This window comes from Pseudomonas sp. FSO-7, from assembly GCF_059579345.1.
Genome location: NZ_CM184193.1, coordinates 4,698,383 through 4,712,571 on the forward strand (window position 1 = coordinate 4,698,383; position 14,189 = coordinate 4,712,571).

Annotated in this window: 17 protein-coding genes; 1 reads left to right on the forward strand and 16 read right to left on the reverse strand. The window is 61.1% G+C overall.

Features of this window, described 5'->3' with window-relative positions; genetic code table 11:
• Positions 1-17 precede the first annotated feature (17 nt).
• From AC515T_RS20410 to AC515T_RS20480, 15 genes are all read right to left on the reverse strand, one after another.
• A complete protein-coding gene (locus tag AC515T_RS20410) occupies positions 18-986 on the reverse strand; it encodes a GTP 3',8-cyclase MoaA (RefSeq protein ID WP_496529795.1) in 969 nt (322 codons plus the stop codon).
• Between the two features lie 156 nt (positions 987-1,142).
• The gene (locus tag AC515T_RS20415; protein WP_060741238.1) at positions 1,143-1,781 is read right to left on the reverse strand and encodes a TetR/AcrR family transcriptional regulator; all 639 of its coding nucleotides are present in this window, start codon (positions 1,779-1,781) and stop codon (positions 1,143-1,145) included.
• Between the two features lie 384 nt (positions 1,782-2,165).
• Positions 2,166-2,960 carry a TatD family hydrolase gene (locus AC515T_RS20420; protein ID WP_496529796.1) on the reverse strand — a complete coding sequence of 265 codons (795 nt, stop codon included), beginning with the start codon at positions 2,958-2,960 and terminating at the stop codon, positions 2,166-2,168.
• A gap of 11 nt (positions 2,961-2,971) precedes the next feature.
• Positions 2,972-3,328, reverse strand: a complete 357-nt coding sequence (locus tag AC515T_RS20425; RefSeq protein WP_496529797.1) for a PilZ domain-containing protein — start codon at positions 3,326-3,328, stop codon at positions 2,972-2,974.
• A 49-nt stretch (positions 3,329-3,377) separates the two neighbouring features.
• The gene (locus AC515T_RS20430; RefSeq protein ID WP_496529798.1) at positions 3,378-4,364 is read right to left on the reverse strand and encodes a DNA polymerase III subunit delta'; all 987 of its coding nucleotides are present in this window, start codon (positions 4,362-4,364) and stop codon (positions 3,378-3,380) included.
• Positions 4,357-4,989 (reverse strand): dTMP kinase, encoded by a 633-nt coding sequence (tmk, locus tag AC515T_RS20435; RefSeq protein ID WP_496529799.1) that lies wholly within the window; start codon positions 4,987-4,989, stop codon positions 4,357-4,359. The genes AC515T_RS20430 and tmk overlap by 8 nt, the downstream gene beginning before the upstream one ends.
• A gap of 20 nt (positions 4,990-5,009) precedes the next feature.
• On the reverse strand, positions 5,010-6,158 hold the full coding sequence (gene mltG / locus AC515T_RS20440; RefSeq protein WP_496529800.1) for an endolytic transglycosylase MltG: 1,149 nt from the start codon (positions 6,156-6,158) through the stop codon (positions 5,010-5,012).
• Between the two features lie 3 nt (positions 6,159-6,161).
• Positions 6,162-6,977 (reverse strand): aminodeoxychorismate lyase, encoded by an 816-nt coding sequence (gene pabC / locus AC515T_RS20445; protein ID WP_496529801.1) that lies wholly within the window; start codon positions 6,975-6,977, stop codon positions 6,162-6,164.
• Positions 6,977-8,221: a beta-ketoacyl-ACP synthase II gene (gene fabF / locus AC515T_RS20450; protein ID WP_496529802.1), complete on the reverse strand. Its 1,245-nt coding sequence runs from the start codon at positions 8,219-8,221 to the stop codon at positions 6,977-6,979. The genes pabC and fabF overlap by 1 nt, the downstream gene beginning before the upstream one ends.
• Before the next feature lie 108 nt (positions 8,222-8,329).
• Positions 8,330-8,566 carry an acyl carrier protein gene (acpP, locus tag AC515T_RS20455; protein ID WP_003175607.1) on the reverse strand — a complete coding sequence of 79 codons (237 nt, stop codon included), beginning with the start codon at positions 8,564-8,566 and terminating at the stop codon, positions 8,330-8,332.
• A gap of 191 nt (positions 8,567-8,757) precedes the next feature.
• Positions 8,758-9,501, reverse strand: coding sequence for a 3-oxoacyl-ACP reductase FabG (gene fabG, locus AC515T_RS20460; protein ID WP_060741231.1), 744 nt, complete (start codon positions 9,499-9,501; stop codon positions 8,758-8,760).
• A gap of 15 nt (positions 9,502-9,516) precedes the next feature.
• A complete protein-coding gene (gene fabD, locus AC515T_RS20465) occupies positions 9,517-10,455 on the reverse strand; it encodes an ACP S-malonyltransferase (RefSeq protein ID WP_496529803.1) in 939 nt (312 codons plus the stop codon).
• Positions 10,456-10,578: 123 nt separating this feature from the next.
• Entirely contained in the window at positions 10,579-11,589 is a 1,011-nt protein-coding gene (gene plsX, locus AC515T_RS20470) for a phosphate acyltransferase PlsX (RefSeq protein ID WP_496529804.1), read from the reverse strand.
• Positions 11,590-11,593: 4 nt separating this feature from the next.
• Positions 11,594-11,776: a 50S ribosomal protein L32 gene (rpmF, locus tag AC515T_RS20475; protein WP_003179396.1), complete on the reverse strand. Its 183-nt coding sequence runs from the start codon at positions 11,774-11,776 to the stop codon at positions 11,594-11,596.
• Between the two features lie 13 nt (positions 11,777-11,789).
• Positions 11,790-12,317, reverse strand: coding sequence for a YceD family protein (locus AC515T_RS20480; RefSeq protein ID WP_003204262.1), 528 nt, complete (start codon positions 12,315-12,317; stop codon positions 11,790-11,792).
• A gap of 105 nt (positions 12,318-12,422) precedes the next feature.
• Between AC515T_RS20480 and AC515T_RS20485 the strand changes: the two genes are divergently transcribed.
• Positions 12,423-13,001 (forward strand): Maf family protein, encoded by a 579-nt coding sequence (locus tag AC515T_RS20485; RefSeq protein WP_496529805.1) that lies wholly within the window; start codon positions 12,423-12,425, stop codon positions 12,999-13,001.
• Between the two features lie 180 nt (positions 13,002-13,181).
• Here the strand turns inward: AC515T_RS20485 and AC515T_RS20490 are convergent, their stop codons facing one another.
• Positions 13,182-14,171, reverse strand: coding sequence for a S49 family peptidase (locus AC515T_RS20490; RefSeq protein WP_496529806.1), 990 nt, complete (start codon positions 14,169-14,171; stop codon positions 13,182-13,184).
• Positions 14,172-14,189 lie beyond the last annotated feature (18 nt).

Below are 14,189 nucleotides of genomic sequence, written 5' to 3' on the forward strand. Positions count from 1 at the left end.
GCAGTTAGGTATTTCGCTCAGCCGCCGATGATTTTCATGATGGTCGCGCCACCGGAGAACGCCACTTCCTGCTTGTCCCCCAAGGCCTTGACCAACAAGCGCTGAAGCGCCGGCAAGGCCTGGTGGCGGGGCTTGTCCAGGAGGTCGCCGACGAAGTGACGGTTACTCGACGACAGGCAGCCGTGCAGCCAGCCCGTGGAAGACAACCGCAGTCGCGAACAGGTACGGCAGAAAGGCACGCTTTCGTTGGCGATCACGCCAAAGTGCCCCAGCCCCGGTATCTCATAGCGCACCGCGGTGGCGTCCACTGGCGCGTCGGCTTGCAGGTATTCGTATTGATCGCCGATCAGGCTGAGCAGCTGCTGGAGGCTGACGAACTGCTGCAGGAAGGCATTGGAATCGCTCGCCAGGTGGCCCATGCGCATCAACTCGATGAAGCGCAACTCGTAACCACGTTCCAGGCAGTATTCGAGCAATGGCATCACCTGGTCCAGGTTCTGCCCACGCAACGGCACCATGTTGACCTTGATCTTCAACCCGGCGGCCCGGGCCTGCTCCATGCCGTCGAGCACGGTCGCCAGGTCGCCGCCACGGGCGATACTGCGAAACGCAGCGGCGTCCAGGGTGTCGAGGGAAACGTTGATGCGACGGATACCGGCGTCTAACAGCAACGGCAGTTTTTTCGCCAGTAACTGGCCATTGGTGGTCAGGCTGATGTCTTCCAGGCCCATCTGCCCCACCGCCGTCATGAAACGCTCGAGCTTGGGGCTGACCAGCGGCTCGCCGCCCGTGATGCGCAGCCGCTCGATACCGGCGGCCTCGATCAAATAGGCCACGCCGCGCGCCATGGCGTCGGCCGACAGTTCATCCTGCGCAGCCACCAACCGCTTGCCATCAGGCACGCAATAGGTACAGGCGTAATTGCAGGCTGAGGTCAGGCTGATCCGCAGATTACGGAAACGCCTGCCTTGACGGTCAACGATCATGGATCACTCCGGCACAAGAAAAATCGGACTCGCGAAAACTGACCTAGAAATCAAGATTGCGCAAGACCCAAGCCTGAGTATATTACTGGGGCACTGCGCCATGTAAGCGGACATGGCGCAATAAGGCAGCTGAATGTCTTGTTGCCTTGCGGCCAGTCAGTTGCTCGGGACGTCGGTGTCGCGCTTGCGCTTGTTGCCCATGCGCACGCCGATGTCCATCAGGAACTGGAAGAAACCTTCCTGGTCTTCCAGCACGTTGCTCCAGAACGGCGAGTGATACAACGCCACCGCGCCGTGCACCAATGCCCAGGCAGCGCAATAGTGGAAATAAGGCGGCACGTCCTCGAGCTTGCCTTCGCTGATCCGGCCCTTGATCAGCAGGGTCAGGCGTTCGAAGTTCGAGGCGCGGATCTTGTGCAACTCCTCGACCATCTCCGGCACCTGGTTGCCCTTGACCACCTTCTCTTCCAAACGGTCGAACAAGCGGTAGCGCTGCGGGTCGCGCATGCGGAACTCGAAGTAGGCCCGGGACAGGGCCTCCTTGTCCTTGTCCACATCGGCCGAATGGAGCAGCTCGTTCAAATCGCGCTCGTAGTCGAGCATCAGGCGCAGGTAGATCTCCGCCTTGGATTTGAAATGTTTATAAATCGTGCCTTTGCCGATACCCACGGCATCCGCAATCATCTCGACGGTGACACTGTCTTCACCCTGGTCGAGGAACAACTTGAGCGCGGTGTCGAGAATTTCCTGCTCGCGGCGGCGAAACTCACGGACCTTACGGGGTTCTTTGTGCATAAGAAAAAGGTCTGAAGGGTCAAAATTCGAAGCCGGGTATTATGCCTAACTTACGCAAAAATGCACGGATCATCCGTTCTCGGCCACTGTTCTTCACAAAACCGTACACACCCGGCTCGCCGTTTCCCACGCTAATGCGCCGCGCTGGCGAGCTTTGGCGACAGTGAGAACTTATCCGAAGCGAACGTATTCCAAATTTGTTTAAAAACCGCCTCGGCCCGACTGGACGCGTTGGCATACTGATCAATACTTGAACTGTCGGCGCGACATCTCCCCCAAGTGACGCGCTGATAAAGGTACCAATGGACCGCGTGCCTTTGTTTTACTCCTAATGGTCTTAACCCGGATTCACCCCCCAGAACCCGGGTTTTTTTTGCATGAAATTCAAGCATTCACCGGACGGACGTGAGCAAGCGGAAACAATTGCTTAAAGTTTTCCGTCGTCTGCTCGGCAAACCGCTCGTAGGACTCACCACGCAACATCGCCAGAAATTCTGCCACTTCCCGTACGTATTGCGGAAGGTTCGGCTTGCCGCGATACGGGATCGGCGCCAGGTAAGGCGAGTCGGTTTCCACCAACAGCCGATCAACCGGCACTTTGCTGGCAACGTCGCGCAAGGCATCGGCATTGCGGAACGTGACAATCCCGGACAAGGAAATGTAATAGCCCATGTCCAGGGCGGCCTTGGCCATGTCCCAGTCTTCGGTGAAGCAATGCAGCACACCGGCCTGGGGCAGCGCGGCGTCACGCAGCAACGCCAAGGTGTCGGCCCGGGCGCCACGGGTGTGGATGATCACCGGCTTGCCGGTCTGCCGGGCGGCCTCCAGGTGCAGCCGGAACGACGCCTGCTGCACGTCGGCGGCTTCGGGCTCGTAGTGATAGTCCAGGCCGGTTTCGCCGATGGCGACCACCCGTGGATGATCGAGCTCACGCAACAGCCAATCGAGCGCCGGCGCGGCGTCGGGCTGGACATCCAATGGGTGGATACCGACCGAACAATCGACATCGGCATAACGTTCGGCCAAGGCCTTGACGTCGGCGGCGTTGTCGGCGCTGACGCCGATGCACAGGAAATGCCCCACCCCCCGTTCACGGGCCGCGTCCAGCGCAGCATCCAGGGAACCGCCATGGGCAGCGAGGTCGAGACGGTCAAGGTGACAATGGGAATCTACAAGCATAAAAGGCCAGGCTACATCGTATGGGTGGGACGGTCGGACTTCAGGGAGCCGGCCAAGTGGGTTTCGATCTGATTGCGGGCCGAATTGTCGCCGTCGTTGAACTGCACACCTACGCCGGCGGCCCGATTGCCCTGGGCGCCCTTGGGAGTCAGCCAGATCACCTTGCCGGCGACCGGAATTTTCTCCGACTCATCCATCAGGCTCAACAGCATGAACACTTCATCGCCCAAGCGATAACTCTTGTTGGTCGGAATGAACAGGCCGCCGTTCTTGATGAAGGGCATGTAGGCGGCGTAAAGCACCGACTTGTCCTTGATGGTCAGGGACAGGATGCCGTTGCGTGGGCCGGGACTGACAGGTTCGTTCATGCTGATCTCCGCTGCGATTGAGCTGAGTTTAGTGCCTAGGCCGTATCTGTCAGTTTCGACCCGGCAAACTCGCCCACTGCACCAACAGCGCCTCGAGCAACAGCACCCGATTGAGGTTCGCCTTGCTCAGCACCTTCTGACGTTGGGCAAGAATCCAGTCCTGGATGTTCAAGATTTTATCCTGGCTGCTTTTTTGCGCCAGGTACTGGATCACTTTGCGCATGTCCGCCAACCCCAGGCCCGCTTCGTCCTCGGTCAACTGGTAGCGCAGGATCAGGCTCGACCAGTCGCAGAACCAGTCAAACAGCAGGAGTAGCGGGATGGCGTTCCAGCCCTCGGCCAGTTGTGTGGGGGATTGCTGCTGCTTGAGCAGTTTCTTCACCCCATCCACCACCAAGGCCCGCTGTTCACGCACGCCCTGGGCCTGAAGGCTGACAGCCGCCAGGGGCGAACCGGCCGCGAGGGTCAGCAGCTCGACACGTTCTTCATCGGTGTTGTCAGGCAAAGCCTGGGCCAGCCATTGCAAGCTCATCGCCTCGCTCGGCAGCGGACAGGCCTGTTGCACGCAGCGACTCTTGATGGTCGGCAGCAAACGACTTGGCTGGTGGCTGACCAGCAGCAGCACGGTATCGCCGGAAGGTTCTTCGAGGCTCTTGAGCAAGGCGTTGGCGGCATTGATGTTCATCGACTCGACCGGCTCGATCAGCACCACTTTGCGCCCGCCCATCTGCGCGGTCTGGACCACGAAGCTGACCAGGTCCCGGACCTGGTCGACCTTGATCGCCTTGTCCGCCTCTTCCGGTTCCAGCACGTAATTGTCAGGATGGCTGCCGGCCTTGAGCAGCAGGCAGGACTTGCATTCCCCGCAGGCGTTCGAGGCTCCCGGACGCAGGCACAGCAGGCTGGCCATCAGGCGTTCGGCCAGAGCCCGCTTGCCGATGCCGACCGGGCCGTGCAGCAGATAGGCGTGGGCATGCTGGGCACGACCGGCCAGTTGCTGCCAGAGAACGTCTTGCCAGGGATAGGCTTCAGCCACGGACACGCTCCAGCAAACGCGGCAGCACGCCATCCAGGGACTGCTGGACCTGGGTCAGCGGCTGCGCGGCATCGATCAACAGGTAACGCGCCGGATCGGCCTTGGCGCGCTCCAGGAAGGCATTGCGCACGGCATTGAAGAAGGCCTGGCCCTCGAGCTCGAAACGATCCAGCCGGCCACGGGCGCTGGCGCGGGCCAGGCCGATTTCCACCGGCAAGTCGAACACCAGGGTCAGGTCTGGTCGCAGGTCACCCTGAACGAAGGTTTCCAGCGCGGCGATGCGTTCCACCGACAAGCCCCGGCCACCACCCTGGTAGGCATAGGTCGAATCGGTAAAACGATCGCAGAGCACCACGGCCCCACGGGCCAGCGCCGGGCGAATCACTTCGGCCAGATGCTGCGCCCGGGCAGCGAACACCAGCAACAGCTCGGTGTCAGGGTTCATGACTTCTTCAAGGGGGGCCAGCAGCACCTCGCGGATTCGCTCGGCCAGCGGCGTACCGCCCGGCTCGCGGGTCAATACCACCTCGACGCCGGCGGCCCGCAGGCGTTCGGCCAGGTATTCGCGGTTGGTGCTCTTGCCGGCGCCTTCCGGGCCTTCCAGCGTTATAAACAAGCCAGTCACGGGGCGATCCTTAATCAAAGTCATTGCGGGCTCGGTGGCTCGCTGGCGTCCGGTTCAGGGGTCGGTACCTGGGGCACCGCTTCCGGTGCCGTGTCGGGTGATACCGCCGGGATCGGCACCTGCTCGTCCGGCGTTGCCGGGGCCGGGCTGGAGCGGTAGTCGGCACGGCGCTTGAGCTGGAACTCGCGCACCGCGTTGTTGTGCGACTCCAGGTCATCGGAAAACACATGGCTGCCATCACCACGCGCGACAAAGTAAAGGCTGTTGCCCGGCGCCGGGTTCAACGCGGCATGAATCGCTTCGCGTCCCACCATGGCAATCGGCGTCGGCGGCAAGCCCGGGATCAGATAAGTGTTATAGGGGTTTTCTTCTTTCAAATGGGCGCGAGTGAGCTTGCCGGTGTAGCGCTCGCCCAGGCCGTAGATCACCGTGGGGTCGGTCTGCAACAGCATGCCCAGGCGCATGCGCCGCACAAAAACGCCGGCAATCTGCCCGCGTTCCTGGGGCACGCCGGTTTCCTTCTCCACCAGGGATGCCATGATCAGCGCCTGGTACGGCAAGGTGTAAGGCACATCGGCGGAACGCTGGGCCCACTCCTTGGCGAGCACGTCTTCCAAGCGGTCGTAGGCTTTCTTCAGCAGGTCGACATCCGAGGTACCGCGCACGAAGCGATAGGTGTCCGGGAAGAACCGGCCTTCGGGAAAGACCCCCGAATGCCCCAGACGCTCCATGACCTGGCTGTCGCTCAGGTCGGTGAGGGTCTGCTGGAGTTTTTCATCCTTGGCCAGTGCGGCGCGCACCTGGCGGAAATTCCAACCCTCCACCAGCGTCACGCTGTACTGCACCACTTCGCCACGCTTCCAGACGGCGATCAGGCCTTCCATGGTCATGCCGGGCACCATCCGGTATTCCCCGGAGTGCAACGGCTGGCCGGCGAGGTTGAAGCGCCAATAGATCCGCAGCCAGAAGGCGTCCTTGATCAAGCCATCGGCTTCGAGGCGCTTGAGGGTTCCGGTCGGGGTGGTCCCGTTGGGCACGTCCAGCAATTCTTCCTGGGTGATGTTCAGCGGCTGTTGCAGCGCCGAATGAATCTTCCAGGCCGAAGCACCCAACAACAGCCCTGCCAGGACCAGTCCGGTCTCCAGCAGCAGCAAGAATTTACGTCTCACGAATCAAACATCCAATAGCGCACGGGCAAGGGTCTGCAGTTTACGGGTGAGCGGGCCAACCGACCAGCGCGCCGAACCGCATCCGCGTACCGGCCACACGCCATAAACGCTGTTGCAGACGAAGACTTCATCGGCCTGGTGCAGTTGTTCGAGGCTGATGTCGGTGATTTGCGTGGCGATGCCTTGGGACTTGGCTTGAAACAATAATTCGGCGCGCATCACGCCGGCCACACCGCAGCGACTCAGGTCCGCTGTGAGCAAGACACCATCACGCACCAGGAACAGGTTGCTGAACACACCTTCGATCACCCGCCCGGACGCGTCCAGCATCAGGCCTTCGGCGTACTGCGCATCGCGCCATTCGGCACGGGCCAGCACTTGTTCCAGGCGATTGAGGTGCTTGAGGCCGGCGAGCAAGGGCTGCTCGGACAAACGCACGGTGCAGGGAAACAGAAGAACGCCTTGTTCGCCATGGGCGGCGGGATAGGTGGCCGGTGGACTGCCTTGCAGGATGCGCCTGGCCGGCGTCGAAGGATCAGCGGCATAACCGCGTAGGCTGTCGCCACGGGTCACGATCAGCTTCAGCACGCCGTCGCCCAGGCAGCGGGCGTAGGCGTCCAGCTCGGCGCTCAACGCGCTCATCTCGACGTTGAGCGCCAGCCGCTGGCAACCTGCTTCCAGGCGCTGCAGATGACGCTCCAGCAACACAAGGTTGCCATCGTGCACGGCGATGGTCTCGAACAACCCATCGCCGTAAGCCAGGCCGCGATCTTTCAGCGACAGGACGTCGGCCGGCTGACCGTCGACCCAGCTTTCCATCAACCGGCGAACCGGCGGAACACCAGCGAACCGTTGGTCCCGCCAAAGCCGAAGGAGTTGGACAGCACCACATCGATGTCCATGCCGCGGGCGGTGTGCGGCACGAAGTCCAGGTCGCAGCCGTCGTCCGGCTCATCGAGGTTGATGGTCGGCGGCGCCGTCTGGCTGTTGATCGCCAGTACGCTGAAGATCGCTTCCACCGCCCCAGCCGCACCCAACAGGTGACCGGTCATGGACTTGGTCGAGCTGACCGCCAGCTTGTAGGCGTGCTCGCCGAACACGGTCTTGATCGCCTGGGCTTCGGCCAGGTCGCCGGCCGGGGTCGAAGTGCCGTGGGCGTTGATGTACTGCACCTGCTCGCCGTTGATTTTCGCGTCACGCAAGGCATTGACGATGCAACGGGCCGCACCGGCGCCATCGGCCGGTGGCGAGGTCATGTGGAACGCATCGCCACTGGTGCCAAAACCGATCAGCTCGGCATAGATGGTCGCCCCACGCGCTTTGGCGTGTTCCAGTTCCTCGAGCACCAGCGCACCGGCACCGTCGGACAGCACGAAGCCATCGCGGCCCTTGTCCCACGGCCGGCTCGCGCGGGCGGGCTCATCATTGCGGGTCGACAGCGCACGGGACGCGCCGAAACCGCCCATGCCGAGACCGCAAGCGGCCATCTCAGCGCCACCGGCAATCATCACGTCGGCTTCGTCGTACATGATGTTGCGCGCGGCCATGCCGATGCAGTGGGTACCGGTGGTGCACGCCGTGGCGATGGCGTAGTTGGGTCCCTGGGCACCCAGGTGGATGGACAGGAAACCGGAAATCATGTTGATGATCGAGCCCGGCACGAAGAACGGAGAAATCCGTCGCGGCCCCGAATCGTGCAGCGTGCGGCTGGTTTCTTCGATATTGGTCAAGCCGCCAATACCCGAGCCCATGGCCACGCCGATGCGTTCACGGTTGGCGTCGGTGACTTCCAGGCCGGCGTTACGCACTGCCTGAAAACCGGCTGCCAGGCCGTATTGAATGAACAGGTCGAGCTTGCGGGCTTCCTTGACCGACAGGTATTCCTCGACATTGAAGCCCTTTACCGAGCCGCCAAAACGGGTGGAATAGGCAGAAAGGTCAGTGTGTTCGATCAGACCAATGCCACTGCGGCCAGCCAGAATGCCCTGCCAACTGCTCGGCACATCCGTGCCCAGTGGCGACAACATACCCATACCGGTGACTACGACGCGTCTACGCGACACAGCACTCTCCTTTTTCTAATGACGACTTTGCATCAGGCCTAAAGAAAAAACCGCACGCCGGGACGGCAGTGCGGTTTTTCCATGACAGCTAGCGACGACTGAATACGATTACGCCTGGTGGCTGGTAACGTAGTCGATAGCAGCTTGTACAGTAGTGATCTTCTCAGCTTCTTCGTCAGGAATCTCGGTCTCGAATTCCTCTTCCAGAGCCATCACCAGCTCAACGGTGTCAAGGGAGTCGGCACCCAGGTCTTCAACGAAGGAAGCGGTGTTCACAACTTCTTCTTCTTTAACGCCCAGTTGCTCGGCAACGATTTTCTTGACGCGCTCTTCGATGGTGCTCATACCTTGTTTTCACTCCTAATGGACAAATTCAGGCAGCTGGCCGGTGGGTAAGTGTATAGAAGAACTTTTCGGTTTTTCAACCGAAAGCTTCACTCCTCAAACCCCGCGGCCCGCCGTCTATAAATTGATTGCAGCTTTATAACGGATTTTAGACAGCTCGTATGACATTTTTTTGAAGCAATCCGTCACATTTAACTCATGTACATCCCGCCGTTCACCGGGATTGTAGCCCCGGTCACGTATGCCGCACCGTCCGACGCAAGAAAAGCGACCACGGACGCGATTTCTTGAGCTTGCCCCAGACGACCCAGCGGAATCTGTGTCAACAACGCTTCACGCTGTGCTTCCGGCAGTTCACGGGTCATGTCGGTGTCGATGAAACCCGGTGCAACCGAGTTTACCGTAATCGAGCGCGAACCCACTTCACGCGCCAGCGCACGGCTGAAACCTTCCAGACCGGCCTTCGCCGCAGCATAGTTTACTTGGCCTGCGTTGCCCATGGCACCCACAACCGAGCCGATACTGATAATTCGACCCCAACGAGCCTTGGTCATGCCACGCAGAACGCCCTTGGACAGCCGGTACAGGCTGTTCAGGTTGGTGTCGACGACGTCGAACCATTCGTCATCTTTCATGCGCATCATCAGGTTATCGCGGGTGATACCGGCATTATTGACCAGGATCGCCGGCGCGCCGAACTGCTCCTGAATGCTTGCCAGCACCGCCGCGACGGATTCGTCGCTGGTGACGTTCAGCTCAAGGCCGGTGCCCTGGATGTCGTTTTCCTTCAGGGTCGCGGCGATACGCTCGGCGCCCGAAGCGGAAGTCGCGGTGCCGATGACGATGGCGCCTTGACGACCCAGTTCCAGAGCGATGGCCTGGCCGATGCCACGGCTTGCACCGGTCACCAGTGCAACTTTACCTTGCAGACTCATGCAAGTTTCTCCTGTTCAGGCCTGCGCTGCACGGGCGGCAGCGAAAGCATCTGGGGTATTGAGGTTGGAAGTCGACACGCCTTCGGCGCAGCGTTTGTTCAGGCCGGCCAGCACTTTGCCAGGACCGCATTCGACCAGTTCGGTCGCACCCTTGGCTGCCAGGGTCTGCACCGATTCGACCCAGCGAACCGGCTTGTAGAGTTGTTCCAGCAGATCACGCTTGAGGGTCTCGAGATCCGGCGCCACGTTGGCGCTGACATTCTGCACCACGGGAATCTGCGGGGCCTGCCAATCGATGGCGGCGATGGATTCGGCAAAGCGCTCGGCGGCCGGACGCATCAGTTCACAGTGCGACGGCACGCTGACCGGCAGTGGCATGGCGCGCTTGGCACCACGGGCCTTGCAGCCCTCGATGGCACGCTCGACAGCCGCCTTGGCGCCGGCGATGACCACCTGGCCCGGGGAGTTGAAGTTCACCGCGCTGACCACATCGCCTTGCGCCGCTTCGGCACAGGCCGCCAGTACATCGGCGTCTTCCAGGCCGAGAATCGCGGCCATGCCGCCCTGCCCGGCCGGAACGGCTTCCTGCATCAACTGGCCACGACGCTCCACCAGCTTCACCGCGGCACCCAGGCTCAGGCTGCCAGCAGCCACGAGAGCGCTGTATTCGCCCAGGCTGTGGCCGGCGACAAATGCCGGGCGCGCGCCGCCTTCAGCCAGCCACAGGCGCCACAAGGCGATCGAGGCAGTGAGGATGGCCGGTTGGGTTTTATCGGTTTGATTGAGCTGCTCTTCCGGCCCTTGCTGGGTCAGTGCCCACAAGTCATAGCCGAGCGCATCGGAAGCTTCTTTGAATGTTTCGAGGACCAGCGGGTATTGCGCGCCCAGCTCGGCCAGCATGCCGAGGGACTGCGAGCCCTGCCCTGGAAAGACGAATGCGAGGGAAGCAGACATGAAAACAAAGCCCCTAATGATCTTGTCGTCAAAAATTGACGCCCCTGGGGGCGCTAGCAAACTGCAAGTTGGATGACGGGTTGAACCGACCGGTCACATTTAAGCATTGTCGGACGAAAACGCCTAAGTTAACAAATCCTCGAGGCGACCGTGCAAACGCTCCGGCAGGTTCTCCTGAATCTCGATCACCGCTCGGTTGATCGCACTCTGAAAACCCTGCACGCCCGCCGACCCGTGACTCTTGATCACGATCCCTTGCAGCCCGAGGAAACTCGCGCCGTTGTGCCGCGCAGGCGCCAGGTCCGCCTGCAACCGGCGCATCAACGGCAGCGCCAGGGCGCCGACCACCCGCGAGACAAGGCTTTGCCTGAACAAGGTCTCGATGCGCTGGCCGATCATGGTGGCCAGCCCCTCGCTGGACTTGAGCAGGATATTGCCCACGAAGCCGTCACAGACCACCACGTCGGCCTCGCCACGGTACAAGCCATCGCCCTCGACGAAACCGATGTAGTTGATACCCCGCGCAGCCTGCAACAACGTGGCCGCCAGCTTGACCTGCTGGTTGCCCTTGATGTCTTCAGTACCGATGTTCAGCAACGCCACGCGAGGACGCACGATGCCCAGGGTTTCAGCCGCGACCGAGCCCATCACCGCAAACTGCAGCAGGTGCTCGGCACTGCAATCGACGTTCGCCCCCAGGTCGAGCAACTGACAGAACCCACGCTGGGTCGGGATCGCCGCCACCATCGCGGGCCGGTCGATACCCGGCAAAGTCTTGAGTACATAGCGTGACAATGCCATCAGCGCACCGGTATTGCCCGCACTGACGCAGGCCTGGACCTTGCCATCGCGCAGCAGCTCAAGGGCCACCCGCATCGAGGCGTCGGGCTTGCCGCGCAGGGCCTGGGCCGGTTTTTCGTCCATGGTGATGATTTCGGATGCCGGGACAATCGTCAGGCGCGCGCGATCCACAGCCGATTGGCCGCTGAGCATGTCTTCCAGGAGGGGGGATTGACCGACGAGGGTCAGGTGCAGCGAGGGTGTGGCATTCAGACAAGCAAGGCTGGCCTGAACAATGCTGCGGGGACCGAAGTCCCCGCCCATTGCGTCAATCGCGATGACTTGAGCGGACAAGTGATTACTCGTCGGCGCCCTTGTCGATCACTTTACGGCCACGGTATACGCCTTCTGGCGATACGTGGTGACGCAGGTGAACTTCACCGGTGGTCTTTTCTACGGACAGGGTGCTAGCCTCGAGAGCGTCGTGCGAACGGCGCATGTCACGGGCAGAGCGGGATTTTTTGTTCTGCTGAACAGCCATAATTGATTAACTCCTAAACGTTTGGGTCACGCTTTAACTGCGCCAATACACTGAACGGGTTGGACCGCGTTACCTCGTCCTCGCTCGGTTCGGGCTCATCTGCTCCCGCCGGCTGCTGGCATTCTTCCGGATGATGAGCAGGCACAATGGGCAAGGCGAGCAGAAGCTCCTCCTCGATCAGTGACTGCAGATCCAATGGATCTTCGCCCAGTTCCAGCACGTCATAACCTTTCGGCAACGACTGGGTATTCGCACCCTCCTTCACCACGGCGTAACTGCATTCGCTGTGGATCGGCAGGGTGACCAGCTCAAGACAACGCTGGCAAACCATTTTGACTTCGGTGTCGATAAAGCTGTGGATAACCACAGATTTACGTTCATCTCGTTCAAAAACGAATTTGGCCTGGACCGTACCGACATCGTCGGAAAGCGGGTCGCAGAGTCTCTTCAAATCGGCCAGCAGCAGTTCACCTTGAAGGGTGGTGCCACGGTCAGCCAATTTGCGCGGGTCAACGTGAGGTGGAATCGGGTCATTCAACATAGGCGCAGCATTATAGGGATGCCCCCGGCCATGTCAAAGGAAATTCAGCCCTGTCCGTCACTTGCGTGCCTCGCTAGAATTCGCCCCTGCCTCCTGGAGATGCCCATGCTGCCTTTATTACTTGCTTCAAGCTCGGTCTATCGCCGGGAATTGCTCGCCCGCCTGGGACTGCCGTTCGCCTGCATCTCACCCGATATCGACGAAAGCCATCGACCCGGCGAGCCCGCCCTCGAACTGGTCAAACGCCTGGCCCGGGAAAAAGCCCTGGCACTGGCCGACAGCCATCCGGGGCACCTGATCATCGGCTCAGACCAGGTTGCCGTGCTCGGCGAGCGCATCCTGGGCAAGCCCCACACCTTCGACAATGCCCGCGAACAACTGCTGGCCGCCAGCGGCGCCAAGGTCACGTTCCTGACCGGCCTGGCACTGCTCAACAGCCAGACGGGCGCCTGCCAGGTCGATTGCGTTGCGTTTACCGTCAACATGCGCACCCTGGATCCAGAGCGCGTCGAACGCTACCTGCGCGCCGAGCAACCTTACGACTGCGCCGGCAGCTTCAAGGCCGAGGGACTGGGCGTAAGCCTGTTCCAGAGCACCGAAGGACCGGACGCCACTAGCCTGATCGGGCTGCCGCTGATTCGTCTTGTGGATATGTTGCTGGCCGAGGGTGTGCAGGTTCCCTGAAAATCCACACCCAGGCGCAACTGGACCAGACACCAACTTGTGGCGAGGGGATTTATCCCCGCTGGGGCGCGGAGCGCCCCTGAAGACTGACGCCTAGGTGTATCAGGCCGATTAAGGGGGCTACTTCGCAGCCCAGCGGGGATAAATCCCCTCGCCACAGAGAGACCACGGGGCAACGAGCTAGCGCAACGCCGGCCCCTGGAAGCCCATCCACATCGCCAGATGCTCGGCGATGCTCGCCCCCAGCTTTTTAGAGAAGCGATCGAACGGTGACTCTTCGATCGTGAAGTCCACCAAGTCCTTCTGGCCGATCACATCCCGCGCCACCGAACTGGCGCTGCCCAGGCCATCGATCAGGCCCAGCGGCAATGCCTGCTCCCCCGACCAGACCAGCCCGGAGAACAGCTCCGGATGCTCCTTGTCCTTCAGGCGCTCGCCCCGGCCTTTCTTGACACTGGCGATGAACTGCTTGTGAGTGGTGTCGAGCACGCCCTGCCAAAAAGCGGTTTCTTCAGGCTTTTGCGGCTGGAACGGATCAAGGAAGGACTTATGCTCGCCGGAGGTATACACCCGACGCTCCACACCCAGCTTCTCCATTGTCCCGACAAAGCCATAACCGGCCGCCGTCACGCCAATGGAGCCCACCAGGCTGGCCTTGTCGGCATAGATCTGGTCCGCCGCGCTGGCAATGTAATAGGCACCGGAGGCACCGAGGTCGGAAATGACCGCATACACCTTAGTATCCGGGTGCAACGCTCGCAACCGGACGATCTCATCGTAAACATACCCTGACTGCACTGGGCTGCCGCCCGGACTGTTGATCCGCAGCACCACGCCCTTGACCTTCGGATCCTCGAAGGCCGCCCGCAGGCTGCCGACAATGTTGTCCGCGCTGGCGGGCTCCTTGTCGGCGATCATGCCTTCGATATTGATCAACGCAGTGTATGCCGAGCCGCCAACAGGGCTTTTCTCCATGTCCATCAGCGGCGTGAACAGCGCCAGCGCAACAAAGAGGTAAATAAAGGTCAGAAACTTGAAGAAGATGCCCCAGCGACGGGAGCGGCGCTGTTCCTGCACGCTGGCAAGCAAGGTTTTTTCCAACAGCTTCCAGCTTCTGTCGTCACCGCTTTCGGCGCTCGCCTTGACGGGTGCCTTCCATTCGTCGGTCATGCGTGAATCCCCAGCAAA

What these genes read in the sequence shown, in the direction of transcription:
- AC515T_RS20415 (WP_060741238.1), bottom strand. Translation starts at nt 1,781, where the DNA reads ATGCACAAAGAACCCCGTAAGGTCCGTGAGTTTCGCCGCCGCGAGCAG.
- AC515T_RS20480 (WP_003204262.1), bottom strand. Translation starts at nt 12,317, where the DNA reads ATGTTGAATGACCCGATTCCACCTCACGTTGACCCGCGCAAATTGGCT.
- rpmF (WP_003179396.1), bottom strand. Translation starts at nt 11,776, where the DNA reads ATGGCTGTTCAGCAGAACAAAAAATCCCGCTCTGCCCGTGACATGCGC.
- pabC (WP_496529801.1), bottom strand. Translation starts at nt 6,977, where the DNA reads ATGGAAAGCTGGGTCGACGGTCAGCCGGCCGACGTCCTGTCGCTGAAA.
- AC515T_RS20410 (WP_496529795.1), bottom strand. Translation starts at nt 986, where the DNA reads ATGATCGTTGACCGTCAAGGCAGGCGTTTCCGTAATCTGCGGATCAGC.
- acpP (WP_003175607.1), bottom strand. Translation starts at nt 8,566, where the DNA reads ATGAGCACCATCGAAGAGCGCGTCAAGAAAATCGTTGCCGAGCAACTG.
- AC515T_RS20490 (WP_496529806.1), bottom strand. Translation starts at nt 14,171, where the DNA reads ATGACCGACGAATGGAAGGCACCCGTCAAGGCGAGCGCCGAAAGCGGT.
- AC515T_RS20485 (WP_496529805.1), top strand. Translation starts at nt 12,423, where the DNA reads ATGCTGCCTTTATTACTTGCTTCAAGCTCGGTCTATCGCCGGGAATTG.
- AC515T_RS20420 (WP_496529796.1), bottom strand. Translation starts at nt 2,960, where the DNA reads ATGCTTGTAGATTCCCATTGTCACCTTGACCGTCTCGACCTCGCTGCC.
- fabD (WP_496529803.1), bottom strand. Translation starts at nt 10,455, where the DNA reads ATGTCTGCTTCCCTCGCATTCGTCTTTCCAGGGCAGGGCTCGCAGTCC.
- AC515T_RS20425 (WP_496529797.1), bottom strand. Translation starts at nt 3,328, where the DNA reads ATGAACGAACCTGTCAGTCCCGGCCCACGCAACGGCATCCTGTCCCTG.
- fabG (WP_060741231.1), bottom strand. Translation starts at nt 9,501, where the DNA reads ATGAGTCTGCAAGGTAAAGTTGCACTGGTGACCGGTGCAAGCCGTGGC.